This window comes from Neisseria zalophi, from assembly GCF_008807015.1.
GTDB classification, from domain to species: Bacteria; Pseudomonadota; Gammaproteobacteria; order Burkholderiales; family Neisseriaceae; genus Neisseria; species Neisseria zalophi.
This window is the reverse complement of the sequence record NZ_CP031700.1, coordinates 487038-513968: the sequence shown is the minus strand read 5'-3', so window position 1 is coordinate 513968 and position 26931 is coordinate 487038. Positions and strand designations below refer to the sequence as shown.

Annotated in this window: 23 protein-coding genes and 2 tRNA genes; 14 read left to right on the top strand and 11 right to left on the bottom strand. The window is 42.8% G+C overall.

Annotated features, from left to right (window positions below; translation table 11 throughout):
• The first annotated feature begins 190 nt into the window (after positions 1–190).
• The 3 genes from metG to D0T92_RS02310 all read left to right on the top strand — a co-directional run bounded on the left by metG (position 191) and on the right by D0T92_RS02310 (position 4162).
• On the top strand, positions 191–2269 hold the full coding sequence (gene metG / locus D0T92_RS02320) for a methionine--tRNA ligase (RefSeq protein ID WP_151049847.1): 2079 nt from the start codon (positions 191–193) through the stop codon (positions 2267–2269).
• 122 nt (positions 2270–2391) lie between these two features.
• A complete protein-coding gene (locus D0T92_RS02315; RefSeq protein WP_151049845.1) occupies positions 2392–3147 on the top strand; it encodes an ABC transporter permease in 756 nt (251 codons plus the stop codon).
• Positions 3148–3265: 118 nt separating this feature from the next.
• Positions 3266–4162 (top strand): ABC transporter ATP-binding protein, encoded by an 897-nt coding sequence (locus D0T92_RS02310; protein WP_151049843.1) that lies wholly within the window; start codon positions 3266–3268, stop codon positions 4160–4162.
• A gap of 139 nt (positions 4163–4301) precedes the next feature.
• Here D0T92_RS02310 and groL read toward each other — a convergent pair whose 3' ends face one another.
• The 4 genes from groL to D0T92_RS02290 form a co-directional block, all read right to left on the bottom strand.
• Positions 4302–5945 carry a chaperonin GroEL gene (gene groL, locus D0T92_RS02305; RefSeq protein WP_151049841.1) on the bottom strand — a complete coding sequence of 548 codons (1644 nt, stop codon included), beginning with the start codon at positions 5943–5945 and terminating at the stop codon, positions 4302–4304.
• A gap of 53 nt (positions 5946–5998) precedes the next feature.
• Positions 5999–6373, bottom strand: coding sequence for a hypothetical protein (locus D0T92_RS02300; RefSeq protein WP_225315128.1), 375 nt, complete (start codon positions 6371–6373; stop codon positions 5999–6001).
• A gap of 56 nt (positions 6374–6429) precedes the next feature.
• Entirely contained in the window at positions 6430–6717 is a 288-nt protein-coding gene (groES, locus tag D0T92_RS02295; RefSeq protein WP_151049839.1) for a co-chaperone GroES, read from the bottom strand.
• Positions 6718–7113: 396 nt separating this feature from the next.
• Positions 7114–8127 carry a S49 family peptidase gene (locus D0T92_RS02290; RefSeq protein WP_151049837.1) on the bottom strand — a complete coding sequence of 338 codons (1014 nt, stop codon included), beginning with the start codon at positions 8125–8127 and terminating at the stop codon, positions 7114–7116.
• Positions 8128–8675: 548 nt separating this feature from the next.
• On the opposite strand from D0T92_RS02290, the gene D0T92_RS02285 reads away from it, so the two are divergent.
• Positions 8676–11786 (top strand): right-handed parallel beta-helix repeat-containing protein, encoded by a 3111-nt coding sequence (locus D0T92_RS02285; RefSeq protein WP_225315127.1) that lies wholly within the window; start codon positions 8676–8678, stop codon positions 11784–11786.
• Between the two features lie 179 nt (positions 11787–11965).
• Here the strand turns inward: D0T92_RS02285 and dsbD are convergent, their stop codons facing one another.
• The 3 genes from dsbD to rsmA form a co-directional block, all read right to left on the bottom strand.
• A complete protein-coding gene (gene dsbD / locus D0T92_RS02280; RefSeq protein WP_151049835.1) occupies positions 11966–13786 on the bottom strand; it encodes a protein-disulfide reductase DsbD in 1821 nt (606 codons plus the stop codon).
• Between the two features lie 290 nt (positions 13787–14076).
• Entirely contained in the window at positions 14077–14805 is a 729-nt protein-coding gene (locus D0T92_RS02275; RefSeq protein WP_151049833.1) for an amino acid ABC transporter ATP-binding protein, read from the bottom strand.
• 26 nt (positions 14806–14831) lie between these two features.
• Entirely contained in the window at positions 14832–15611 is a 780-nt protein-coding gene (gene rsmA, locus D0T92_RS02270) for a 16S rRNA (adenine(1518)-N(6)/adenine(1519)-N(6))-dimethyltransferase RsmA (RefSeq protein WP_151049831.1), read from the bottom strand.
• Between the two features lie 206 nt (positions 15612–15817).
• Between rsmA and D0T92_RS02265 the strand changes: the two genes are divergently transcribed.
• Positions 15818–16324 carry a hemerythrin domain-containing protein gene (locus D0T92_RS02265; protein WP_151049829.1) on the top strand — a complete coding sequence of 169 codons (507 nt, stop codon included), beginning with the start codon at positions 15818–15820 and terminating at the stop codon, positions 16322–16324.
• A 50-nt stretch (positions 16325–16374) separates the two neighbouring features.
• Here D0T92_RS02265 and D0T92_RS02260 read toward each other — a convergent pair whose 3' ends face one another.
• Both D0T92_RS02260 and D0T92_RS02255 read right to left on the bottom strand, forming a co-directional pair.
• A complete protein-coding gene (locus tag D0T92_RS02260; RefSeq protein ID WP_151049827.1) occupies positions 16375–17166 on the bottom strand; it encodes a Cof-type HAD-IIB family hydrolase in 792 nt (263 codons plus the stop codon).
• A 61-nt stretch (positions 17167–17227) separates the two neighbouring features.
• Positions 17228–18622, bottom strand: a complete 1395-nt coding sequence (locus tag D0T92_RS02255; RefSeq protein ID WP_151049825.1) for a 3'-5' exonuclease family protein — start codon at positions 18620–18622, stop codon at positions 17228–17230.
• A 103-nt stretch (positions 18623–18725) separates the two neighbouring features.
• Between D0T92_RS02255 and D0T92_RS02250 the strand changes: the two genes are divergently transcribed.
• From D0T92_RS02250 to D0T92_RS02240, 3 genes are all read left to right on the top strand, one after another.
• Positions 18726–18802 (top strand) — tRNA-Arg (locus D0T92_RS02250).
• A gap of 19 nt (positions 18803–18821) precedes the next feature.
• Positions 18822–18896: transfer RNA gene (locus tag D0T92_RS02245), tRNA-Glu, on the top strand.
• Between the two features lie 146 nt (positions 18897–19042).
• On the top strand, positions 19043–19534 hold the full coding sequence (locus D0T92_RS02240) for a c-type cytochrome (RefSeq protein WP_151049823.1): 492 nt from the start codon (positions 19043–19045) through the stop codon (positions 19532–19534).
• Positions 19535–19660: 126 nt separating this feature from the next.
• Here the strand turns inward: D0T92_RS02240 and D0T92_RS02235 are convergent, their stop codons facing one another.
• On the bottom strand, positions 19661–20608 hold the full coding sequence (locus tag D0T92_RS02235) for a CysB family HTH-type transcriptional regulator (protein WP_151049821.1): 948 nt from the start codon (positions 20606–20608) through the stop codon (positions 19661–19663).
• A gap of 452 nt (positions 20609–21060) precedes the next feature.
• On the opposite strand from D0T92_RS02235, the gene D0T92_RS02225 reads away from it, so the two are divergent.
• The 6 genes from D0T92_RS02225 (at position 21061) to D0T92_RS02200 (ending at position 26007) form a co-directional block, all read left to right on the top strand.
• Positions 21061–21801 carry an OmpA family protein gene (locus tag D0T92_RS02225; RefSeq protein WP_151049819.1) on the top strand — a complete coding sequence of 247 codons (741 nt, stop codon included), beginning with the start codon at positions 21061–21063 and terminating at the stop codon, positions 21799–21801.
• A 298-nt stretch (positions 21802–22099) separates the two neighbouring features.
• On the top strand, positions 22100–23059 hold the full coding sequence (thiL, locus tag D0T92_RS02220) for a thiamine-phosphate kinase (protein ID WP_151049817.1): 960 nt from the start codon (positions 22100–22102) through the stop codon (positions 23057–23059).
• Positions 23052–23543, top strand: a complete 492-nt coding sequence (locus tag D0T92_RS02215) for a phosphatidylglycerophosphatase A family protein (RefSeq protein ID WP_151049815.1) — start codon at positions 23052–23054, stop codon at positions 23541–23543. The genes thiL and D0T92_RS02215 overlap by 8 nt, the downstream gene beginning before the upstream one ends.
• Positions 23544–23575: 32 nt before the next feature.
• Positions 23576–23944: a Co2+/Mg2+ efflux protein ApaG gene (gene apaG / locus D0T92_RS02210; protein ID WP_151049813.1), complete on the top strand. Its 369-nt coding sequence runs from the start codon at positions 23576–23578 to the stop codon at positions 23942–23944.
• Between the two features lie 297 nt (positions 23945–24241).
• Complete coding sequence (locus tag D0T92_RS02205; protein ID WP_151049811.1) at positions 24242–25618, top strand: alanine/glycine:cation symporter family protein; 1377 nt, start codon at positions 24242–24244, stop codon at positions 25616–25618.
• Positions 25619–25764: 146 nt separating this feature from the next.
• Complete coding sequence (locus D0T92_RS02200; protein ID WP_151049809.1) at positions 25765–26007, top strand: DUF1289 domain-containing protein; 243 nt, start codon at positions 25765–25767, stop codon at positions 26005–26007.
• 96 nt (positions 26008–26103) lie between these two features.
• Here the strand turns inward: D0T92_RS02200 and D0T92_RS02195 are convergent, their stop codons facing one another.
• Positions 26104–26928, bottom strand: a complete 825-nt coding sequence (locus D0T92_RS02195) for an OmpA family protein (protein ID WP_151049807.1) — start codon at positions 26926–26928, stop codon at positions 26104–26106.
• Positions 26929–26931: the final 3 nt, after the last annotated feature.

Below are 26931 nucleotides of genomic sequence, written 5' to 3'. Positions count from 1 at the left end.
GTACATATATAAAGCAACACACCGCATTCCCTATTATCCGGAACAATACCGTTATCCCCACAGGCCGCCGACCGGCCTTTCCGCCGTTCAAGCCACATCAGCGCAACAATCGTCCGGCAATTCGTGGAATGCATCGGTTTCTTTGTTATACTGTTTATTTTACCCATCCGAATACAAGACACACCAAACCATGACACGCAAAATCCTTGTTACTTCCGCTCTACCCTATGCCAACGGCAGCATTCACTTAGGGCACATGGTCGAGCACATTCAAACCGATATCTGGGTGCGTTTCCAAAAAATCCGCGGCCATGAATGCTACTACTGCTGCGCCGACGATACTCATGGCACGCCGGTAATGCTGGCCGCACAAAAACAAGGCATCGCCCCCGAAGATATGATTGCCCAAGTACGCGAAGCCCATCTGGCCGACTTCACCGGCTTCCATATCGGCTACGACAATTATTACAGCACCCACTCACCTGAAAACAAAGCCCTTTCCGAGCAGATTTATCTGGCACTGAAAGCCAACGGCAAAATCGAAAGCCGTGTAATCGAACAGCTGTTCGATCCTGAAAAAAACATGTTTCTGCCCGACCGTTTTGTAAAAGGCGAATGCCCCAAATGCCATGCCAAAGACCAATACGGCGACAACTGCGAAGTCTGCGGCACCACTTACAGCCCGACCGAGCTGATTAACCCTTATTCTGCCGTATCCGGCGCCACCCCCGTACTGAAAACATCCGAGCATTTCTTCTTCAAGCTGGGCGAATGTGCCGATTATCTGAAAGAATGGACGGCAGGAACCACTACCCTTTCAGACGACCGTACCCAACCGCACCTGCAAGCCGAAGCATTAAATAAAATGAACGAATGGCTGGGCACGGATGAAAACGGCAACGGAACCTTATCCGATTGGGACATCAGCCGTGATGCCCCCTATTTCGGTTTTGAAATTCCCGGCGCACCCGGTAAATATTTTTATGTTTGGCTGGATGCCCCGGTCGGCTATATGGCTTCGTTTCAAAACCTATGCAACCGTATTGGTTTGAATTACGACGAATATTTCAAAGCCGACAGCCAAACCGAGATGTATCACTTTATCGGTAAAGACATTCTCTATTTCCATGCCTTATTCTGGCCTGCCATGTTGAAATTCAGCGGCCACCGCGCCCCTACCGGCGTGTTTGCCCACGGCTTTTTAACCGTGGACGGGCAAAAAATGTCCAAATCGCGCGGCACGTTTATCACTGCCAAATCCTATTTGGACGGCGGCCTCAACCCCGAATGGATGCGCTATTACATTGCGGCCAAACTCAACAGCAAAATCGAAGACATCGATTTAAACCTGAACGACTTTATCACCCGCGTAAACAGCGACTTGGTCGGCAAATATGTGAATATTGCCGCCCGTGCCGCCGGCTTTATTACCAAACGTTTCGAAGGCCGTCTGAAAGATGTTGCCGACAGCCAATTGATTCAAAAACTGGCTGCGGAAAGCGATGCTATTGCCGCCGATTTTGAAAACCGCGAATACGCCAAAGCCCTGCGCGAAATTATGGCACTGGCCGATACCGTTAACGAATATGTTGATGCCAACAAGCCGTGGGAATTGGCCAAACAGGAAGGTCAAGAGCAACGCCTGCACGAAGTATGCAGCGAACTGATTAATGCCTTTAAGATTTTGAGTATCTATCTGGCGCCCGTGTTGCCGAAAGTGGCCGAACGTGCCGCCGCTTTCCTCAACCTAAACGGCCTGCGCTGGGCAGATACCGCAACCGTATTGCCCGAAGGGCACGCCATTAACAAATACGAACACCTAATGCAACGAGTGGAGCAAAAACAAGTGGATGATTTAATCGACGCCAACAAACAAAGCATGCAGGCCGCCGCCGAAGCCGCACCTGCCGAAGAATCAAAATATGCACCCGTGGCCGAACAAGCCAGCTTCGACGACTTTATGAAAATCGATATGCGTGTTGCCAAAGTATTGAACTGCGAAGCGGTCGAAGGCAGCACCAAACTATTGAAATTCGATTTGGATTTCGGCTTTGAAAAGCGGATTATTTTTTCCGGCATCGCCGCCAGCTACCCCGAACCTGCCGCACTTAACGGCAAAATGGTGATTGCCGTGGCTAACTTTGCGCCGCGTAAAATGGCCAAGTTCGGCATGTCCGAAGGCATGATTCTTTCCGCCGCCACTGCCGACGGCAAACTGCGCCTGCTGGATGTACACGAAGGCGCACAGCCGGGCGATAAAGTCGGTTAACTTTTTTACCACACATCTAAGAATAGCCGTCTGAATAGCACACCAAGTGAATAACAGGAGTGTCTTGCCTTTCAGACGGCCTATATTCAAATAGCTACAAACATAAAAGAAATCACACCAAAATGATCGGTTTTTATACCCTGTTTAAAAAAGAAGTATTGCGTTTTTGGAAAGTCGGCCTACAAACCGTTGCCGCCCCCATGCTGACCGCACTGCTTTATCAAATGATTTTTTCCCATGCCGTCGGCCGGCATATCGAAGCCCTACCCGATATTCCCTACAATGCGTTCCTGATTCCCGGCTTGGCTATGATGAGCATGACACAAAACGCCTTTGCCAACGCATCCAGCAGCCTGATTCAATCCCGCATCACCGGCAATCTAGTGTTTATTTTGCTGCCGCCGCTGTCGGTGCCGGCTTTTTTCTCGGCCTATGTCGGCGCATCGGTATTACGCGGCCTATTGGTCGGCCTCGGCGTAGTCGCCGTTACCGCACCGTTTGGCCTACCTATGCCACATAATATCTCATGGATACTGACTTTCGCCCTATTAGGCTGTTTCATTATGGGGATATTCGGTTTACTGGCTGGGATTGTGGCTGAAAAATTCGACCAATTGGCCATGTTTCAAAACTTCCTGATTATGCCGCTAACGTTCTTATCGGGCGTATTTTATTCCATTAACAGCCTACCGCCATTCTGGCGTAGTGTCAGCCATTTCAATCCGGTCTTTTACATGATCGACGGCTTCCGCTACGGCTTTTTCGGTGTCTCAGACGTTTCCCCGTGGCTGTCTTTAACTGTAGTTGCTACTGCAGCTGCCGTATTGGCTGTTTTTGTATTGGCTTTATTAAAATCCGGCTGGAAGCTGCGCGTATAAAATAAGCAAACGAATAGTTTGATACACCAACCACACACAATACTATTTTTATTATTTATCAAAATGTTTTCAGACGGCCTCAAACCATAAACAGGCCGTCTGAAAACCGGAAATCATTATGCAACCGGCTATACACATTCAAAATGCTGTTAAAACCTATCCTAACGGCTTTACCGCACTGAAAGATGTCAGCTTCGATATTAATCAAGGCGAATTTTTCGGCCTGCTCGGCTCCAACGGTGCCGGCAAAACCACTCTAATTTCTGCTATGGCAGGCTTAAGCCGCCTTACCTCAGGCACGATTCAAGTCATGGGCTATGACGTTGTTAAAGATAGCCGCAATACCCGTATGAACTTAGGCGTCGTGCCTCAAGAACTGGTATTCGATCCTTTCTTTACCGTCATCGAAACATTACGGCTCCAATCCGGCTATTTCGGTATTAGAAAAAACGATGATTGGATTGAAGAAATTATTGAAAATCTCGGCCTTGCCGACAAAGCCCACACCAACACACGCAATCTATCCGGCGGTATGAAACGGCGGGTAATGGTGGCACAAGCCCTGGTTCACCGCCCACCCGTTATCGTGCTCGACGAGCCGACTGCCGGTGTGGATGTTGAGTTGCGACAAAGCTTATGGGTATTTATCGAGAGCCTGAACAAACAAGGCCACACGGTGATTCTAACCACCCACTATCTCGAAGAAGCACAAAACTTTTGCGATCGGATTGCCATGCTGAAACAAGGCGAGTTGGTAGCATTGGATAACACTGCCAATTTGCTGCACACGGAGCAAAAACTATGTGCCGAACTCCTAATTAATGGCAATCTACCTGATAATTTACGACATTGGTTGGTATCTGAAGAAAACGGTTCGGTTGTGTTGAAACTGGATGACTACGACCAATTGGCCTTTGTTTTGCAAACGCTAAAATATTCAGGCATTGAAGTTAAAAACCTCTCATTACCGCAAACCGATTTAGAAGATGTATTTGTGCGCATGATGAATATGTAATCATATCAAACAGCAATAAAAAGGCCGTCTGAAATATATTTCAGACGGCCTTAAATTAACTTTTTTTGTTATAGAAATAAAAACCGCATATTCAAAAATATGCGGTTTTTATTCAGCATAGAGCCAAGCACAAGCAGTATTACATCATACCGCCCATGCCGCCCATACCACCCATGCCGCCCATATCAGGCATAGCAGGTTTATCTTCAGGGATTTCAGCAATCATGCAATCGGTAGTCAGCATCAAGCCGGCAATAGAGGCGGCATGTTGCAATGCGGAACGGGTTACTTTGGCCGGATCCAATACACCCATTTCAAGCATATCGCCGTAAGAATCATTACCGGCGTTGTAACCGAAGTTGCCTTTGCCTTCCAATACTTTGTTTACCACAACTGAAGGCTCGCCACCGGCATTTTTCACAATCTGACGCAGCGGAGATTCAACGGCACGCAATACGATTTGTACGCCGGCATCTTGGTCGGCATTACCGGTATGCAGGTTTTCCAAAGCAGCACGGGCGCGCAACAGAGCCACACCACCACCGGCTACAATACCTTCTTCAACGGCAGCACGGGTTGCATGCAGTGCATCGTCAACGCGGTCTTTTTTCTCTTTCATTTCTACTTCGGTAGCCGCACCTACTTTAATCACAGCCACACCGCCGGCCAATTTGGCCACACGCTCTTGCAGTTTTTCTTTATCGTAATCGCTGGTTGCCACTTCGATTTGTTGGCGGATTTCAGCCACACGGCCTTCAATTTGTGCCGCATCGCCGAAGCCGTCGATAATGGTTGTGTTTTCTTTAGCGATTTCAATGCGTTTGGCTTGGCCTAAGTCTTCCAAAGTGGCTTTTTCCAAAGACAAACCGACTTCTTCGGAAATCACAGTACCGCCGGTCAGAATAGCGATGTCTTGCAACATGGCTTTACGACGGTCGCCAAAGCCCGGGGCTTTAACGGCAACGGTTTTCAGAATACCGCGGATATTGTTCACAACCAAAGTCGCCAAGGCTTCGCCTTCGATATCTTCGGCAATAATCAATAACGGACGGCTTGATTTGGCCACTTGCTCCAACACTGGCAACAAGTCACGGATATTGCTGATTTTTTTATCAAACAACAACACAAAAGGATTATCCAAACCGGCAATTTGTTTCTCGGCATCATTGATGAAGTAAGGAGACAGATAACCGCGGTCGAACTGCATACCTTCTACAACATCCAATTCGTTTTCCAAAGATTTACCGTCTTCTACGGTAATCACACCTTCTTTGCCCACTTTTTCCATCGCTTCGGCAATAATCGCGCCGACTTGTTCGTCGGAATTGGCAGAAATCGAACCTACTTGGGCGATTTCTTTAGAAGTTTCGCAAGATTTTGAAATGTTTTTCAATTCGTCTACCAACGCAGTAACCGCTTTATCAATACCGCGTTTCAGGTCGGTCGGGTTCATACCGGCAGTTACATATTTCATACCTTCGGCCACAATGGCTTGAGCCAATACGGTTGCGGTTGTGGTACCGTCACCGGCCACATCGTTGGTTTTAGAAGCTACTTCTTTCACCATTTGTGCGCCCATGTTTTCGAATTTGTCTTTCAATTCGATTTCTTTGGCGACAGTCACACCATCTTTAGTGATTTGCGGGCCGCCGAATGCACGGTCAAGCACAACATTACGGCCTTTCGGGCCTAAGGTAACTTTAACGGCATCCGCCAATACGTTCACACCTTTTACCATTTTTTGGCGGACTTCATTACCAAACTGTACGTCTTTTGCTGCCATGTTTTATTACTCCTAAAATTAAATAAGCTTGCACTAAACTGAAAATAAGAAAATTATCGGAATTTATGATATTCGCCGATAAGCGAAGCACCACCCCGACAGAAATAATATAGAATTCTGTCGTCTTCTTCGGAATCTATTGTTAAAGAATCTTTTCCGAATACCAACTGAAAAGGGCCCTGCTCACTATCCACCTGCAAAGTATCCCTGCCGACTACCCGTGCGGTAAAGTTGCCCGAACAAGTCGGTCTATTGGTATCGCTGCGGGAATTTACCGTTACCCGATAGTGCTCTCTGTCTATTTGCGCAATATCGATGCCGACCCAATCATACCCTTCGCTGCGTTTTGCATAACTTTCGTCTGCATAAAAGCCGGAGGCCGGTATATGGGTAGCACACGCCGCAATCATCAGACCGGCAGATACCAACCCGATTTTCTTGATATTTTTGAAATTAATAATAATCTTTACTCAATAATAATGGTTTATTCGACAATACCGAAAATGTCTTCTTCGCGCATTACCAACAGCTCTTCACCGTCGGCTTTCACGGTTTGACCGCTGTATTTGCCGAAAATCACTTTGTCACCGACTTTAACATCTAAAGGACGGCGCTCACCGCCTTTACCTACTTTGCCGGCACCTACGGCAATCACTTCGCCCATATCGGGTTTTTCGGCAGCTGAGCCGGGCAATACGATACCGGAAGCGGTTTTTTCTTCGGCTTCCAAGCGTTTAACAACTACGCGGTCGTGCAGAGGACGGATGGTCATGAGTATGCTCCAAATAAAATAATTGAAAAACAAATACCTAAATTCAGGTTATTTAAAAAATGCAATGTCATGTTTTGGACAACACAACATTTCTCATTTGAACGAAAGGCAACATAAGGCTTTAAGCGGTAAATTCAAGCCCTTTTTGAATCTTTGTAATAAAAAAATTCCATATTCAGGCAACCGATTATTCAAGCTTTTTTGTGTCATCAGACAAAATACGTGATTATCTTAAAGAAATCAATGTATATTCAAAACAAGGGAAACACCTTAATTTGAAAATCATTTAATCCGATAATTTAACAACCAACCGTTTTAAATCATTTGAATCTTACCGACAACAGAAAGGCCGTCTGAAAAAAATTCAGACGGCCTTCTTCAAATTAACTGAATCAATTACCAAAGACGGTTGCTAACTGCCTCTATGGCTGACGAAACCTCAGAACGCAAACCGCGTCTGAATAACTTACGGAAATCATCTTCTTCAACCGTATAATCTACCATTTCCGGCGCCTGAATAACATCTCGCGAAACCGTATAAATACTACCGAAATCATCAATTAATCCAACTTTTTTAGCTTCGGTACCGCTATAAACCCGACCACTAAACAAATCAGGATTTTCTTTTTCTTTCAAACGCTTGCCACGACCAAGTTTTACTGCATTAATAAATTCACGATGAATATCGGTCAACATACCTTCCCAAATCTTCGCCTGCTCAGGCGTTTCAGGCGTAAACGGATCACCCATACCTTTATTGCTGCCGGCAATTTTCAAGCGGCGTTTGATACCGAGTTTATCCATTAACTCCGTTACATCAAAACCACCACCAATCACACCGATACTGCCGACCAAGCTGGAAGGATCCGCATAAATCTTATCGGCAGCCGAAGCAATATAATAACAACCCGATGCGCACATATCTTCGGCAACCACATACAGAGGAATATCTTTATGTTCGGCTTTCAAGCGGCGGATTTCATTAAATGCCGTATTGGAAACCACCGGAGAGCCGCCCGGGCTGTTAGCACGGATAATAATCCCTTTCACGTCCGAATTACTGTATGCCGCTTCTAAACTTTCACGCAACAATTCAACCTGATCTTCACCATATTCATTCCCAATTTCACCCGTCAGCGAAATGACTGCCGTATGCTCACCGGCAGCAGACACAAATCGCCCGTGACCGGATGATTTTTCCGAATCACTGCACGATCTTACATTGATAAGCAGCGATAAGAAAATTAATACCCACACAATACGCCAGAAATTGCGCCAAAGACGACCACGACGTTGCTCTTTATAGGCTTCAAGCAATACATCGCGCAAGGTATTGCGTTCCCAACTTTCATTAGACTGATGTGATGACGTAGAAGAATCATCATCTGCTCGACGGATACGGTATTGCATTATTTAATCTCTCTAAAATAAATTTTCGTTATTGTAGGGGAATTAAGGCCGTCTGAAAACTTAGTATTCAGACGGCCTTATATATTTTTATCAAAATTAATAATCAACCAATAGCCTATAACAAATACAAAAAACAAATATCTTTTATTTATCAAAATTTCAAGCCGTTCCTACTATCAACTAACTGTGCTTTATTTATTAGGCCTACTCTTTACATATTCACACTAAAAAATTAATTACTGTTGCATAAAATGTATATCTAATCACAAATACCATATAAATATTTGCATGATTTTATCATAAATGATAAATTTCGAAAAAATAATATAAGTTATATTTAATATATGTAAATAAATTTATTAATTATATAAAAATCAATTATCTATAAAGTTAAATAATATTAAGAAAGGAGATCTTTTAATAATTTAAAAAAATCTAATCATGACAAAAAAATAAATAAAGCACCGATTGTTTATCCATAGCGGCACATAAGAAAACAAAAAACCACAACATAAAAAAACGATTAACAACATTACGGAAACTAAAAAATGTCAAACCCAATCATGATTGCCATAGGCAAAAATAACAGCAACTCATCAGATACTATACTGCACTCTGTTCATCCCAACTCAGGACAACCTGTTTATATACAAGCTTTCGAGCAGGCACACTACAGTTTGACAGATACCCAAACCGGTTTAATGCCTGATAACCTCGAATTTACCCGAAACGGTAACGACTTATATATTCAAACGGCAGACTCTACTACTGAGACGCCTGATGTTGTTATTAAAAATTATTATGCTTACTATCCTGAGCTGGTAAACAACAGCCTGCCTATCGGCTTTTATGCATCCGGTAATACTCAAGAATATACTGTTCAAACAACACAAGAAACCCAATTAGCCGAAGAAGTTGCTATCCATACACCTCAACAACCAACAGGTGGCAATAAAATGCACCTCGCTCTTGGCGGTTTGGTTGGCGCGGGCTTAGTGGGTGCATTAGCCGGTAGTGGCGGTGGTAGCGGTTCATCCAACAATAACGACACAAAAGTTATCAATGTACCTTCTAAATCTAAGCCGTCTGAAATAGCTGTTCCGTCACAATTCAAAGAAGATGCCGCTGTTCAACCATCAATAACTAAAAGTAATAAGATAACTTCAGAGCCAACCGAATCTTCCGTTACAATAAAGCCGACAAATGAAGCGGTCGATCAGCCTTCAACAATAGAAAAAACATTTGATAAACAAAATCTTGAACAAGAAAACACATTAACTCTGCTATCCGAAGTTGATACACAAAGTCAGGCGGAAACAGTTAACGCTGCCCAGTCGAAAGATGCTGAAACAGATAATGCTGCTACCTCAGAAGACACCCAGCCCACAGCTTTGGTTAAACCTGACACAAAAGCAGCCAATCAACTTTCTAACACAGAAAACATTTTCGAAACAAAAAATAAAGAACAAGAAGCTACATCACAACAGTCATCTGAAGCTGAAAATATCGTAGAAAACCTTGCAACAAACACTGAAAATGCTGCTGCAGCACCTATTTATCAAACTGGAAACTATGGCAATTATTATCTTTACAACCATCCCGTATACGGTAAATATATTGACGCCGCCCAATTCGGTACCGATCCGACCGGACGGCAAGATAGCCTGCGTGCCATTAATGCTGCCCTTAATGCTGCCCATAAAGAAAATGCCGCCGTATATTTAAGTGGCAATCTTTATATTTCCGATCAAATTGTATTGAATCAGGATAATTCTGGTGTCACAGGCTTATTTGGTGATGGTAGAGGTAAAACGCTCGTTTCTTTTAATAAAGCGCAAAAAGGTATCTTCAACTCTAACTCCAATGAGGACGATATACGCGAATATGCAGGCATTCTGATTGACGGGCAAAACCACAAAACCATTGCGGATCTATCCGTCAAATACACCAATCCCGATTTCTACCGGAAGGGCGAGAGCTATTTCGGCAAAGTCAGCGGTATTTTGGTTAATGATGCCGATCATACTTTAATCAGCAAAGTAGAAGTATCAGGTGCCAACCGTGCCGGTGTTTACTTTACCTCGACACAGACATTGCAACCCGACCCGCATAGCAATATCGGTAGAACCTATAAAGCCAGACTCATCCGCAATGAAGTAGACGAACATTATGAGCATCTGCCTTTAGGAGAAAATAACCGTATTATTGACAGCTACCTACATCACAACCGTGTCGCAGGTGTCTTAATTTCCTATCAAAAAGACTTTATCGCTGATGGGAACACACTCTCTTGGAACGGCCATAAAGCAGATGGCGGAACAGGCTATGGTATTGCAAGTATGGCCGGCAGCTATAACTACGGTATTACATTTACCAACAATAAAACCTACTATAACTACCGTAAAGGCTTGGATGTACATGATGGTGACAATATTGTCATTGAAAACAATACATCAATTGGTGATCGTCTATATGGTATTGCCGTCTATAACCGCCTATTTCCTATGGATGCGGTTACAATTACCAATAATACCATTTCACCAACTCCATCTTTCCGCCTACCTGTAGATGACAATCCAGAATATAAATACCACGGCTATTCCGGTATTCAGCTACAAACCAATACCCAATTTAGAGACTTTAATCATACAGAAGATGGATCATTCAAAATTACAGGGAATGTCATTAAAGGTCTGGATGTATATAAAGACTCATACCAAACCTACGGTATTGAATTCCGCAACCATGAAAACAAAATGGACTATCAACTTGATATAACAGGAAATATTATTGAGGGAACTTCTAGTAAATATGCTATTGCAATTATCAATAATACCCAATCAAAAACCGGTATAAAAGGCAGTGGCTCTGCCACAATAGATATCTCTGATAATAAAATAAATATTGGTACGATAACAAAAGGAGCTATGCCTATTTTTATCAATGACTACAACCATGATGGTAATCTTCACGGATCTGTAACAGTTGATAATAACAGCATTAAAATACGGCAGCATTCAGACGGCAGTATTGAAGGAATTCAAATGATTGGTAATGCAGAGTCTTATCTCGTCACCAATAACCGCTTCGAACTGCACGGAAAAATGGATAAGCCTATCATCAGTTTGCTTGGCCGCCACCTCAACGACACACCCGACTTGGATGTGACCGGTAACGATATCTTTACCGATTTAACGACACCCTTGTATAAAAACTGGGTTGAGCGCAGCAATGCCAATGTCCATGCCGACGATAATACCCACAATACCCAAACATTACCCAAAGAAGGGCAAGCAGCCAAACCGGCTGCCGGTGCCACACCCGACGTTGAGGATACTGTTTCGGCAACAGATTGGGATATCGGTACGGATACTATTGCCGGGAAACCGCTAAATACCGAGCATGATATCCACACTATCGACCGTTCGGAATCTGTTGTATTACAACAAGCCGATAATGATCATACTTTCGATACGGATACGGCAAACATGCCCGATTTGCATGATTTATTATCGGCTCCGGCTTTGGAATTATCCGGTGTATTGGGTGTACCCTCTCATGCTATTCCTGCTAATGATGCAAATATAATGACATACGCACAATCATGGGATATACAAGATGAATACATGCAAAATGAAGCACCTGCATACATTATGTAAATCCTAATCCTTAAGCTTTCCATCGTAAAAGCCGTCTGAACGTAACTTTCAGACGGCTTTTTTTACTCATATTGACATTAACAATGAATCTAATCTGACTCAAACAATCCCCAATATTGATTAGGCATAATTAATAAAATAAGCCAAACAGCAGCGCTATTTGGCTTAAAGAGCAATCATTATTTTTCGTTCTGCCGATACCATTCTACAAAAGCATCCGGTTTCACAAAGCCCAATAATGCATCACTACGGCTGCCATCAGCATGAATAATAAAAATCCCCGGTGGCCCGAATAAACCGTATTCTTTTAATAAAGCCTGATGTTCGGGTGTATTATCTGTAACGTCTATTTGGAAAAAGCGACTCATATCAACAGCATCCTGCACCTGAGATTGATTCAATGTGTAGGCAGCCATTTCTTTACAGCTAATACACCAGTCTGCATAAAAATCAAGCATAACAGGTTTATCAGGATTGTCTTTTAAAGCCTGCTGCATAGCCGCTTTTAATAACGAAGCATCTGCATATATATTTTCATGCTTATCCCCTGCAACAGTTTCTGATGTAGGCGGAATTAATGTCAGAAAATGGTGCAAAGTTGTTGTTTGCTGCTCTGCACTTCTATATGCAAACCACACACTACTTACAAGTAAAACACCGCCCAATACCGCAGATACAGCTTTCAGACGGCCTGATGATTTCATCACATTCACCAACAACCATAATGCAGGCACTAGCATCAATAATGTATAAAGTGCAATCACAAAACCGTATGGTAGATAAGGAGTAGCCAAATAAACTGCTACAGCCAACAGAATAAAGCCGAATGCATACTTAATACCATTCATCCAACTACCTGCTTTAGGCAGGATATGACCACCAAACGTACCAATCAACACCAACGGCACACCTGTACCGAGCGCGAGTACATACAAAGCCAACCCGCCCAATACTCCGTCACCGGTCTGCCCGATATAACCCAAAGCAAAGGCCAATGGCGGCGCCACACAAGGGCCGACAATCAAGGCAGAAAGCATGCCCATCACAAAAACAGACACCATTTTACCGCCGCTAAGTTTACTGCTCCGCTCTTGAAAGTAGCCTTGCACCGTAGCCGGCAACTGCAACGTGAATACGCCGAACATCGACAATGCCAACAATACCATAATGGCCGAAGCGGCAAGCACAACCCACGACTGTTGCAACCATACTGTCAACAACGCACCGGTTAACCCGGCAAAAACACCAACTATCGTATAGGTTAACGCCAAGCCCTGAACATAAACCATAGAAAGCGCAAATGCACGGCCTTTTCCGGCTTTTTTATCACCGACAACAATACTGGAAACAATAGGCAGCAAAGGATACATACAAGCGGTAAAACTTAAACCTATCCCTGCTAGAAAAAACGCCAATAAATTGGCGTTTAAAGTATCCCAAGAAAGTTTAAAGCGGTTTTGCACCGTACTACTTTCTGTCGGATTTATATTAGAGCTGTCTGAAACAGCCGAATTTAGAAAGCGGTTGTTAGCACCATCCTGTGTATCGACGGCCGGTTGGTATAAGCCGCTACTATTAATATTAAAAGTACTTTCAGTCGGCGGATAGCACACACCCACTTCCGCACAACCTTGATATTTCACAATCAAGCGGTAATTGCCTACCGTTTGTGGATTTTGATAAGGCCAGTTTATTTGGGCGGCATGGTGATACACCTTTTGCTTACCAAAAAACTCATCTTCTTTTTCTTCACCGGGGCTAAATTGTCCGTCACCAAATAAGCCGCTCGGTTCAGTCTCGACCATAATTTTCGACTGATAGAGATAATAACCATCGGCAATAGCAAACTGAACGTTAATACCCTCATCGGCAACATTAACCTGCGGTATAAAAGCTTTTTCAACAGGCAGGAGCTTAGAAGCATCAACCTCGGCATAAGCATTACCGGCCAGTATCAGTATTGTGAATAGCGTAGTAAAAAAATACAATAACTTTTTCATTTTATTATTAAATCCTTTTCAGAAAGCATATTATAAGCCAAACTGAAATAAGTATTTTTGATTTCCTATATCAACGTATATTCAAATAAAATTATTATATATGCTATAAAAAAATAGTACAAAATGGTTATAGCTATCTAGCAAATAAATAATATTATTGATTCCCCATAAAAACCGACAGTCTATAGAAAACAGTAAGTTTTACATAAAATGAAGCTTACGATAAACAAACCTGATGTCATAACTTTTTTAAGTGTTTTTTCGGTCCTTATCCATACCCCAACATAAACTTAATGTTTCATAACCTGCTGCAAAAATTGCTTGGCCCGTTCATGTTTCGGATGAGTAAAAAATTCTTCGGGTTCCGCTTCTTCAATAATCTGTCCGTGATCAACAAAAATCACCCGATCAGCTACCTCACGTGCAAAACCCATTTCATGCGTAACGCACATCATGGTCATGCCGCTCATAGCTAAATCTTTCATCACCCTCAATACTTCACCGACCATCTCAGGATCCAGTGCCGAAGTCGGTTCGTCAAACAACATCACACGCGGCTCCATCGCCAAGCCGCGGGCAATGGCAACACGCTGCTGCTGCCCACCGGAAAGCTCGCCGGGCATAGCATCTTTTTTATGTGACAATCCTACACGCTCTAATAATTCCATCGCTTTTTTTTCTGCCTGCTCACGGCTTTGTTTCTTCACTTTCATCGGCGCCAGAATAATATTTTCCAACACACTCAAATGCGGATAAAGGTTAAAGCCCTGAAATACAAAACCGACTTCTTCACGCACTTTATTCAAATCGGTTTTGGGGTCGGCCACATTCATGCCGTCCACCCAAATTTCACCGCTTTCAATGGTTTCAAGCTGGTTAACAGTACGGATTAAAGTAGATTTACCACTGCCGGACGGGCCGCAAACCACCACAACCTCACCCTGCTTCACTTCCAAATTCACCCCGTTAATCACATGCAGGTCTTTAAAGTGTTTATGTACGTTTTTAAATTTAATCATAATGGTTTTATCTGTTCCGTTTTTTTTCAGACGGCCTTTGCAACAAGATGATTGCTCAAAGCCACATATAACTCAGGCGCAATATGCTCCGCACGATCTTGCGGAGAAATGCCTACTGCAAGCAAATCATCATCGCCGGCCAATTCTTTTAAATTATTGCGTATGGTTTTTCTACGCTGATGAAAAGCCTGTTTGACCAATTTGGCAAAATGGTTGAAATCTTGCGCCTCACCGATACGGTGCTTCACCGGAATCATCCGCACCACCGCCGAATCGACTTTCGGTGCCGGACTAAACGCTTCCGGTGGCACATCAATCAATAATTCCATATCAAAAAAATACTGAAGCATCACACTCAGGCGGCCATAATCATTGGTTTTAGGCTCAGCCACCATGCGCTCGACCACTTCTTTTTGCAGCATAAAATGCATATCCGTCACATCATCAGCCACTTCACTCAGGCGAAACAGCAACGGCGTAGAAATATTATACGGCAGGTTGCCTACAATTTTCTTTTTACCCGCTACACTATGAAAATCAAATTGCAGCACGTCACCTTCATGGATCACCAATTTATCGGCAAAAGGCAGAGTTTTCAGACGGCCGACAATATCCCTGTCTATCTCAATCACATGCAGTTTGTTTAATTTGGCCGCTAACGGCTCGGTTATCGCGGCCAAGCCCGGGCCGATTTCAATCACGACATCTTCAGGCTGCGGACGGACGGCGTTAACAATGTCATGAATAATGCGCGTATCCTGCAAAAAATTCTGCCCGAACCGCTTGCGTGCTTTGTGTTCTTTCATATACTGCTTCTATAATATTCAGTCTGTTTCAAGCACGTATTGTAACGTAAAAAGCAAACTGTGCGTGCTGTATCCTCGTTTTCAGACGGCCTTATCCATAACCCGTAAGCTCGAATAAAATATTAACAAGGTTTCACCTGCAGACAGTCGGCAACACTTCAAAAAAGAGCTATCATCACCCTAAATTAAATATAGAGTTCATCAATATGAATCCATTCGACACAAAAAGCGCCACTTTTAACGAACCCATCGAAATGCTCTATGCCTGCCATGGCAAGGTACGCCGTTTTTGCAGCCAAATAGGCAAGCTGCCCGAATACATCGATGAAAACGGCTGCAATAATGTCGCCTTACAAGCCGTCCATCAAATCAGCCGCTATTTCAATATCGCTGCCCCCTTGCATCATCAAGACGAAGAAGAAGATTTTTTCCCATTATTGCTACAATATTATCCACAGGCAAAGCCGGATATCGAGCAACTATTAAAACAACACAACACCCTACATAACAACTGGACAGCGGTATCACAAGAATTCGCCAAACTTGAAGCCGATCCGAACTACCAATTGAAAAATAATATCTTGCAGCGTTTTTGTGCCGACTACGATACACACCTCAATATAGAAGAACGTTTATTCGAAATGGGCAAACATATTCCACAAAAAGAATTGGCTGCTATCGGTAAAAAAATGGCCGACCGTAGAAAATCATAATATATAACAATAATTTTTAAAAAATACTCAATTAACAGGTTATTTATCTGCTATATCACACCCAATGCTTTTAACCCGTTATACACCCCGTCTTCTTCCACAGTCGGGCAAATATAATCAGCAACGGCTTTTACTTCGGGATGGCCGTTGCCCATCGCCACACCAAATCCAACTGTCTGAAGCATTTCAATATCATTCAAACCATCGCCAAACGCCATAACCTCGCTCATATCTATACCCAAGCGCTTCACCGCCGTACGAATACCGCTTGCCTTCGAACCTTGGCTATTCAATATATCTACAGATGACTCATGCCAACGCACGGTTTTGCAATCATATAAAGCCATCTCTTCAGCGATCTCCTGCTCATGTCCAGCATCATAAAAAGCCAGCATCTGAAAAACATCATGAGAATGGAAAAACGCTTTATCCACAGTATAGCCAGAAAAAATATGCGACATAGATTCAGTAACTACCGGCGCGGCTTCCGAAACCACAATCTGATCATCAGCAACAAACGCATACGGAACCGACCGACTATCCAAATAAGCACATATCTTTTCAATCTTGCCCTTATCCATCGGATTCTGTTCTATCACATCACCACGATAACGAATAAATTGCCCGTTGATCGTGAGCAACAGCTCTATATCTGCCGCTGCCACCACTTCACGCACTTTCTCCGGCACCGCCACATATGCCCGCCCCGTTGCAATGGCTGCAATAATACCTTTTGCTTTCAATGCACGAACCGCATCAAACACTGAGGGCCGCAGCGTATCGGTATATTTTCGATACAAAGTATCATCAATATCAAAAAAAACAATCTTAGGGTTTTGCATAAATATCTTTCATTTTCACAAGTTGCACCAACCTATAGGCCGTCTGAAAATATCCACAATTTCAGACGGCCTCTAAAACCCTTACTACATGCTTTCCTTGCTTGAATTTGGTTTTCAATAAAGCTGGCAGACTTTCATCGAAATACCAAGCCCCATCAGGCAAAGCCAAAGCTCCGGACACACAGCACAAAGCAACAGAACGCCCAGACACCTCATCGGTTTCCACAATTTCCACTTTTCTTGCACTACCCCAATCCACAACCGGCAAGCGACTTGCCTGCGCCACAATACGCTGATTTTGGATATCGACACCTTCATCCGATATGCAATCACCCTCACATTTGCCCACCACATAGACAGGGCAAGGCGCATCTTGCGCAAGTGTAACCGGCAAAAGATCTAAAGATGAAGGACATAACCCATATGCCTGTGCCCAAATAGACAACGCCTTTTTAGCGGACTTTTTATGCAGAAACAAACCATTGGGTGGTTTTTTCTGATTACCGCAAACCATAGGCACAATCCGGGCTTGTAGACGTTGTCGCTCATCAGGTATGAAATCGACCGTCAAATATTTGCCTCTACTTTCAGACGGCCTCAAACCATATTTGGTCATCAATTGCGCCTTCAACCATATAGCATGCAATCCGCCCACCGCCGATACAAAAACCAACTGATCGACACCGCATATAAACAAACTGCTTTTATCCTGCTGAGCACGTGCCGAAATTTCAGAAAATGCTTTTTCATGCACACGAATATCCAAAGCCTTGCCCTTGCCATCCAACCAAACCGAAACGCCATGCGTATCCGGTAACGCATAAATTTGTTGTGCCAACATGGGCGGTAACCAAGCGGGCAGCATCTTCGGATTCATCAGTGCACGATATTGTTTTTCCCACTCACCGCCCTTCTCTATCAAGCTTTTTTCCAAAAAGTCTGCTAAAGCCACCACATCCGCCATTGCCCGATGGCGGCTTTCCACTTCAATCGAAAACCGCTCGATAATGCTATCTAGATTATGTTTATGAAACTGCGGATATAACCGGCGCGAAAGCTGTACCGTACATAAAGCCGGTGCGGCAAAATCAATGCCAACACGATGGAACTCATGACGTAAAAAGGTATAATCAAAACGGCTATTATGCGCCACCAAAACCGTACCACGCAGCAAAGGCAACAGTTCGGCAGCCACATCAGAAAAAACCGGCGCATCCGCCACCATCTCATTACTAATGCCAGTCAGCCCCGTAATAAAGGAAGAAATCGGCTGTTGTGGATTCACCAGCCACTGATAACTTTTCACACGGCCATTATCAAAGCGCAGTAAAGCCACCTCTGTAATCCGATCCTGATAAAAATGACCGCCTGTCGATTCAATATCCAACACCGCTACAGGTGCCGCCAAACGGGCAAAATACGCCGCCAATTGCGGCCAATAAGGGGCTTGCGCCATAACATTTCCTGAATCCATTCAAACAACAGGCAGCATTCTACACTTTTTCAATAGAAAACGCTTGACAGCCTTCCGCACCATTTCTATAATGCAAATCTTTCTCGCACCCGTAGCTCAGTTGGATAGAGTATCTGGCTACGAACCAGAGGGTCGGGCGTTCGAATCGCTCCGGGTGCGCCAAACAATTTAAGTTATATCCGCGCCCATCGTCTAGCGGTTAGGACATCGCCCTTTCACGGCGGTAACCGGGGTTCGATTCCCCGTGGGCGTGCCAAATAAAATAAAAGCCTTTACTTTAAAATGTAAAGGCTTTTATTTTATTTGGCGCTTATAGTAAATTAAAACAAGCAGAAAATACTTCAAATACCTAAAATTTAAATATAACTACAAAATAATTGAAACAACAAAGGAACAACCACCATGAGAAATCATTTCTATATAGCCATGCTTCTTACCTTGCTGACAGCTTGTGACAATCAATCCGAAGAGCCTACCAAAACCTCAACATCTAATACGGCAACTACTCAACAGGCTGCTGAAACTGATGTTGATAAGCGTATCAGCATCATGAAATTATTTAGAAAAAATATCGGCATTATGACAAAAATGGCCAAAGGTGATACTGCTTATGATGCCAAAGTTTTTCAACAAGCTGCTGATGATTTAAGCTTCAATTCAACCCAACCATGGCAACACTATACACAAGAAAGTGCAACTGATGAAAAGTCAGAAGCCATGCCCGAGGTATGGAGCCATCCCGATGACTTCAAAAAGAAAATTGATAATTTCACATCTGCCGTTGCCGCACTCAAAACGGCAACTGCTTCGGGAAACTTAGATGATGTCAAAAAACCATTAGCTGATGTAGGACAAAGTTGTAAATCCTGTCATCAAACTTTCCGTGCAGATTAGAACTATTATCCTGAGCAAAAATCAGAAAAACACAAGTTCTAGAATACCGAAGGCCGCCTGAAAATTTTCAGACGGCCTTTCCTGACCAACTTACCCATAATTATAATAGGTAAGCATATTTAAATATTAAATTGAAAAATCTTCTTCAATAGGTGCATATAAAATCGTATCAATTTTCTCTTTAGTCAAATCAGGTGCAAACAGCCGGATAAAATCATAAGCATATCCACGCAGGTAATTATTAGGATGTAATGCAATATAAGTGAGAGACGATCCGAACAAATGAGAAGCATCTATCATCTGCAAACCTTGGTCTACTTGCAAGTCATAGGCCATTTTCGCCATTAAACCAACGCCCAATCCCAATTTGACGTAAGTTTTCAATACATCCGTATCAGTTGACGACAATACAACCGTAGGCGGATTTAGCCGCGCTTTTTGAAAAGCCCTGGCAATATTATTCTTTTGATTAAATGCAAAATCATAAGTCAATAAAGGGAAAGTAGCTAAATCTTCAATGCTCAAGTCGGTCAAATGCAACAATGGATGCCCTTCAGGCACCACAACTGCATAAGTCCAATCATTACATGGTAATTTTCTCAACGTGTCATTATCATCCGACAACTCTGTTGCAATAGCAAAATCAACCTCCCCGCTTATCACCATTTCGGCAATATCATAAGGATTACCCTGTTTAATATGCAGCTGCACTTTAGGATAACGTTTTACAAATTCGGCAACTATTCCAGGCAACGCATAACGCGCTTGGGTATGCGTTGTCGCAATAGTTAGCGAACCACTATCCTGATCACTAAATTCATTGCCGATATTTTTAATATTCTGAACATCTCGCCAAATTCGTTCTGCAAGTTCGAGAACCGCTTTACCCGGCTGAGAAACCGAAACGACACGTTTACCGCTACGGATAAAAATCTGTATACCCAGTTCTTCTTCTAAAAGGCGGATTTGCTTAGAAATACCCGGTTGCGAAGTAAATAATGCATTTGCCGCTTCCGAAACATTGAGATTGTGACGATAGACTTCAAGAATATAGCGTAGTTGCTGCAGTTTCATAATAAAAATCAAAAATAAGAAGTTTGTGGATTCTTTACGACATTTCGCTGCAATGTAGCATATTTTATAAAAATTCGTTTAATGTTTTACCTAAGCATCTAAAAGCTTTTGTTTTTTAATAAACAATCTCATGATATTATCAAACAGCAACAGCAAAACCGAACATCCTTGTGGTTTTTGTACAACTTAAACATACTAATGACTTGTTTTTTTCAGCAAATAAATGACACAGGCTTGATTTTTCGGCATGATTCCCTAACAGGAAGCGGGTCTTTGCCATTGTATACAGGCGGTACGCTATTGACAGTTTGCCCCCAGCTTCTTTATAGTGGAAACTGATATATCCAATTTGCCGCCGTTTACAATTCGAAAACAGTGGCCTGTATATTTGGTGATTTGTAGCGGTTGCGCTTTGTATCCGTTGCACTAACAATCTTTGATGAGGGAATAAAATGACCAAACAGCTGAAATTAAGCACCTTGTTCGTTGCCTTGGTTGCTTCAGGTACCGCAATGGCCTCCGAGCCGCATACCAAACCCGGTTACACTGTTGATCGCGAACAATCTGTTACTCGTAATAACTATGGTGAATGCTGGAAAAACAGCTATTTCGATAAAGAAACTCAAGGCCGTATTGAGTGTGGTGACGCAACTCCTGTTGCTACCGCTCCTCAATATAGCGACGAAACCGTAGCTCTGTCTGCCAATACTTTATTCGGTTTTGATAAAGATAACCTACGCTCAGAAGGCGCAGAAACATTAAGCGCTTTGGCTCAACGCTTGAATAATACAAATGTTGAAACTGTTCGCGTAGAAGGTCATACCGACTTTATGGGTTCAGAAGAATATAACCAAAATCTGTCTGAACGCCGTGCCAATGTCGTAGCAAACTACTTGGTAGGTCAAGGTGTACCTTCCAGCAAAATTTCTGCCGTTGGTTTAGGTGAATCTCAAGCACGCATGACAGCTTCTTGCGAAGCTGAAGTGGCTAACTTGGGTAGCAAAGTTTCTAAGGCTAAAAAACGTGCTGCTTTAATTGCATGTATTGAACCTGACCGCCGTGTAGATGTTAAAATCCGTACTTTGGTAACTAAACAAGTAGCTCCGGGTGAAGTTCAAGGTGAGCGTCCTGCCGTTGATAATGGCTGGCATCCAGGACCTGCATCTCCTTACCATGGTTACACTCGCCCATAATTGAATATCAATTAAAGCATATAAATATAAAAAGCCCTACAATTTTGTGGGGCTTTTATTTTATACCGAATATTTTTTTAAAAACAATAGCTTACTTAAAAACCACATCATAATATATTCAAGCCTATTCAGTTCACATCAAAAATTAGGCTTAAATAATATAGAATCAAGTTACAAATACACACACAACTCATTATCAAATTATTTAATTAAATCTTTTTAGATTGGTTTTCAATAAATAACATGGCAAGTATTTTAATCAAATACCTGCCGCTTATCCTCAGGTATCTTTATTCTTATGAAAGAATTTGATTTTATCCGGCAATATCTGTACCGACAGCAAAACGATAAAAATATATTACTTGGAATTGGTGATGATGCGGCAATTATCCGCCCGCAACCCAAACATGATTTATGTTTTAGTAGCGATATGCTGATTAAAAACCGACATTTTTTTGCAGATGTTGCGCCTGCTGATTTGGCGCACAAAGTATTGGCCGTTAATATTTCAGATATGGCGGCGATGGGTGCCACCCCACGATGGGTTTTGCTCAGTGTTGCCCTGCCCCAATTAGAGAAAACTTGGCTAACCGAATTTAGTGATCAATTTTTTTCATTGGCAAAACAATTTGATATCACCTTAATCGGCGGTGATACGACCAAAGGGGACTTTGCATTCAATGTTACTATTATAGGAGAGCTACCCGAAGGCCAAGCCTTGCGGCGTGACGCGGCACAAGTAGATGACGATATTTGGGTATCCGGACGGGTTGGCTTAGCTGCAGCCGCATTAAATCATCACTGGGGCAAAGTGATATTACCACCAAATATATTCGATATTTGCGAACAGTCCCGCCTAAGGCCAATACCTCGTGTTGCACTTGGGAAGGCTATTCTTCCATTTGCTCATGCAGCCCAAGATATTTCAGACGGCCTGGCACAAGATTTAGGGCATATTTTAAAAGCATCCGGAGTAGGTGCTGATATTTTCACAGATTATTTACCGACTTTACCGGCTTTATACGATGTATTGGAAAAACCGTTAGTGTATGATTATACTTTAGCCGGCGGCGATGATTATGAATTGGTGTTTACTGCGCCGGAAGCTTCTCGGAATAATATACTGCAAGCTGCAGAAGCAAGTCATACATCTGTCACACGTATCGGTAAAATCACTCAAAGTCGCCACTTGAATATTTTTGACACAAATGGTGTTCAGATACAGCTTAATTCTTTAGGATTCGATCACTTTGGCTAATTTCACACCCGATTTTACATGGCTGAAAAAACGGCCACTTTGCTTTCTGGGGTTCGGTTTCGGTAGCGGCCTTGCACCTATCGCCCCCGGCACATTCGGAACCCTACCGGCACTACCCATTGCCTTTTTTTTATACCTGATAGGTATTTCCGGTTGGTGGTTGGCAGTATTAAGCATGGTACTATTTATATGGGGCATCAAAATTTGCAACCATACTGAACGCGAACTCGGTATTCAAGATTACGGTGGTATTGTATGGGATGAAATCGTCGCCATGTTATTGGTGTTGGCATTCATGCCTTTCAGGTGGGATTGGTGGCTAGCCGCATTTGTTTTATTCCGCTTGTTCGATGCTATTAAACCGTGGCCTATAAAATGGCTGGATGCGCGGATACACGGCGGTTTTGGTATTATGTTAGATGATACGGTTGCTGCTTTATTTACGATTTTGATACTCAAAATTACCGCTTGGCTGATAATATAATAAAGCCGTCTGAAAAGAAATTGGACACAAAGATGAATGAAATTGAAATTATTGTAGAGCCCTGTTTTTTGGTTGAAGAAAGCAATATTGCTAAAGATAACTATGTTTTCGGCTATGATATTACGATTCACAACCATAGTGACGACGTGATTACCTTAAGAAACCGCCACTGGGAAATTACTGATGCACACGGTGCAGTGGAAAAAATATCAGGTGTCGGTGTAGTGGGTGAACAGCCCGTATTGTATCCGGGTGAGCATTATAATTATAGCAGCGGCACACGCCTAACCACACCTTGGGGCTCTATGGAGGGCAGTTATGAATTTGAGGATAGTTACGGCGATCGTTTTTTTGTACCGATTCCAAAATTTAACTTAAAAGCTGATGTTGTACTACACTAACCCTATAAATAATAATTAAAATTATAAAACAAATAGAAGCCGTCTGAATATTTCAGACGGCTTCTTGTCATATTGCAATCTTTTATAAAATATTCGTATAAATAATTTAATATAAACCACCTAATATCATATTAAGATATGGAATTGTCAAAATCTGAACATAATAAATTAATTTAATTGCCATATTCTCAATCTACCCTGCCCTAATTACTGCCTAATTAACTCAGGCTTGCAATTCTTTACGCCTTATGCTGAAATGCACACATCAGAACAAAATGTTAACAATCAGGAGTAACTATGGAAGCATTGAGTCAGTTCTTTACGACCGTTGGCAACTGGGTTTGGGGGCCTGCAATGTTGGTACTGCTTGTCGGTACCGGCATCTTATTAACTATTATGTTAAAGGGTCTGCAATTCTCTATGTTGGGATTTGCACTGAAGCAGGCATTTTTCCCTCACCGCAAGAAAGCGGACGGTAGTGATCATGATGGTGATATTTCACATTTCGGTGCGTTGATGACTGCACTTTCCGCAACCATTGGTACCGGTAATATTGCCGGTGTCGCCACAGCAGTTGTCGCCGGAGGACCGGGTGCTGTATTTTGGATGTGGATTACCGCTATATTCGGTATGGCAACCAAATATGGTGAAGGTGTATTGGCCGTAAAATACCGTACTACCAATAAAAAGGGAGAAATGTCGGGTGGCCCCATGTATTACATTGAGCGCGGCTTAGGCAGTAAGTGGAAATGGATGGCTTATGCTTTTGCTTTATTCGGAACTGTGGCTTCATTCGGTATCGGTAGTTCTGTCCAATCTAATTCCGTTGCCCAAGCCATTCAAACCAGTTTTAATATTGATCCACTTTACACCGGTGTTGTTTTAACCATCTTAACAGCGATCGTTGTATTAGGCGGTATTCGCAGTATTGCCACTGCTTCTTCATTTATTGTACCGATTATGGCTGTGTTATATGTTGCCGGCGGCCTGATTATTATTTTCCTGCATCTTGATTTACTGATACCTGCTGTCAAACTGATTGTCAGTGACGCCTTTACCGGCCAAGCGGTTGCCGGCGGTGCCATCGGTAGCGTTATCCGTTACGGTGTTGCACGTGGTGTATTTTCAAACGAAGCCGGCATGGGTTCCGCCCCTATTGCTGCAGCTGCCGCCAGAACAGACCACCCTGTGCGCCAAGCTTTGGTATCTATGACCGGTACATTTTTAGATACTATTATCGTATGTTCGATTACCGGTATTGTTTTGGTAATGGGCTTAATGGGTAGCGGTGGTGAGTTTATCAAACCTGAATTAACAGGTGCTTCTCTCACTACGACTGCATTCGACCAATTATTACCCGGGCCTGGTGGTTGGATAGTGACTATTGGTTTGATCTTCTTTGCTTACTCAACTATTTTGGGGTGGTGCTACTATGGAGAAAAATGTGCCGCCTATATTTTTGGTGAAGGATTTGCCAATATCTACCGTGCTATTTATGTTGCCAGCGTGATGATTGGTACTATCGCAAGTTTAGATCTGGTATGGCTGGCGGCCGATACCTTTAATGGTTTAATGGCAATTCCAAACTTAATCGCCCTGCTTCTTCTGTCTGGTGTGATTGTTAAAGAAACACGAGACTTTAAAGCTAAGCGTCAAAGTGGCGAATTACATTAATTTATACTTTTTCTTTCAGACGGCCCGAATATTACATTTGGGCCGTTTTATATTTTTTATGTTCCATATAACAAAATGCAACGGAAAAGATTGTATAAGCTAGTTTTTTCAAGCAGAATAGGCTTACTATATTTTTCTGCAAAATAATGGAACAACTTGAGTTTTTCACTATTCCCAGCCCCTGTATCGGCGTTTGCGAAGTCAATAATAAAGGTTATTGCAAAGGATGCCTGCGCAGCCGCCAAGAGCGCCTTTATTGGCAGAATATGACTGATGCACAAAAACACCAAGTCATGCATCTCATAGCATTACGTCGTGTCAAATTACAACGATCTTCATCAGACACACATACCCAACAAGATTTGCCCGAACAGATAGGATTATTTTAATTTCTATTAAAATGCTAAAGTGCTTTAATCTACATAAAAGACCGTCTAAATATTTTCAGACGGCCTTTTTCATACTATTTTGAAGTAAATTTATTTCTAGTTTGTTGCTTCCACTTCAATTTCAACACGACGGTTTGGTGCCAGACAAGCAATCAATGCCTGACGGTCCATATTTTCCATACACTGGTTTACCGGTTGTGACTCACCTGCTCCCCTCGTACGAATCCGATCTTTATCCACACCTCGTGACGACAAATATTCGCGTACTGCATCGGCACGTTGTTTTGATAACATCTGATTGTAGCCTTCCGCCCCCAAATGATCGGTATGGCCAATCACATTAATCCGCTTATAGCTGACTGTTTTCAGCTTATCGGCCAGTTCATCAAGCTCTGCTTTGCCTTCTACTCGTATATGTTCAATATCGCTTTGATCAAAGTCGAATAAGGCATCTGCAGATAACGTATAACGTTGCGGCATCACCTCAACTGATGCAGACGCAGGACAGGTTGCATTTTGAGGATCTACTGCTTTCCAATGAAAACTACGTGCATACTTATTCGAATCAAATAAGATTTTGAATTGGCATGTTGTTACATTATCCTTACCTTGCCCGGGTGTGTGAAAATGGAATACATAGTCCCACTCACGTACGTGAAACATACCCTCATCAAAATGGGGACGGCCAATTAACTTATAAAGCTGATCTTTAGTCATACCCGCTTTAATCTGAGCTAATTCATCCGCCGTAGGGAATGTACCTTTTTGATGCTTAAATGAAAATGACACTTCATTTACTGGTGGAAAAACAGGGTGGTCTGTCGTACCATCGGTTTTCACATCGCTTTTTGTTGCACAAGCGGCCAGCACAGCAGCCATCAGCAGGCTTGTGCCTTGTTTTATGATTGTTTTTGTTTGCATATC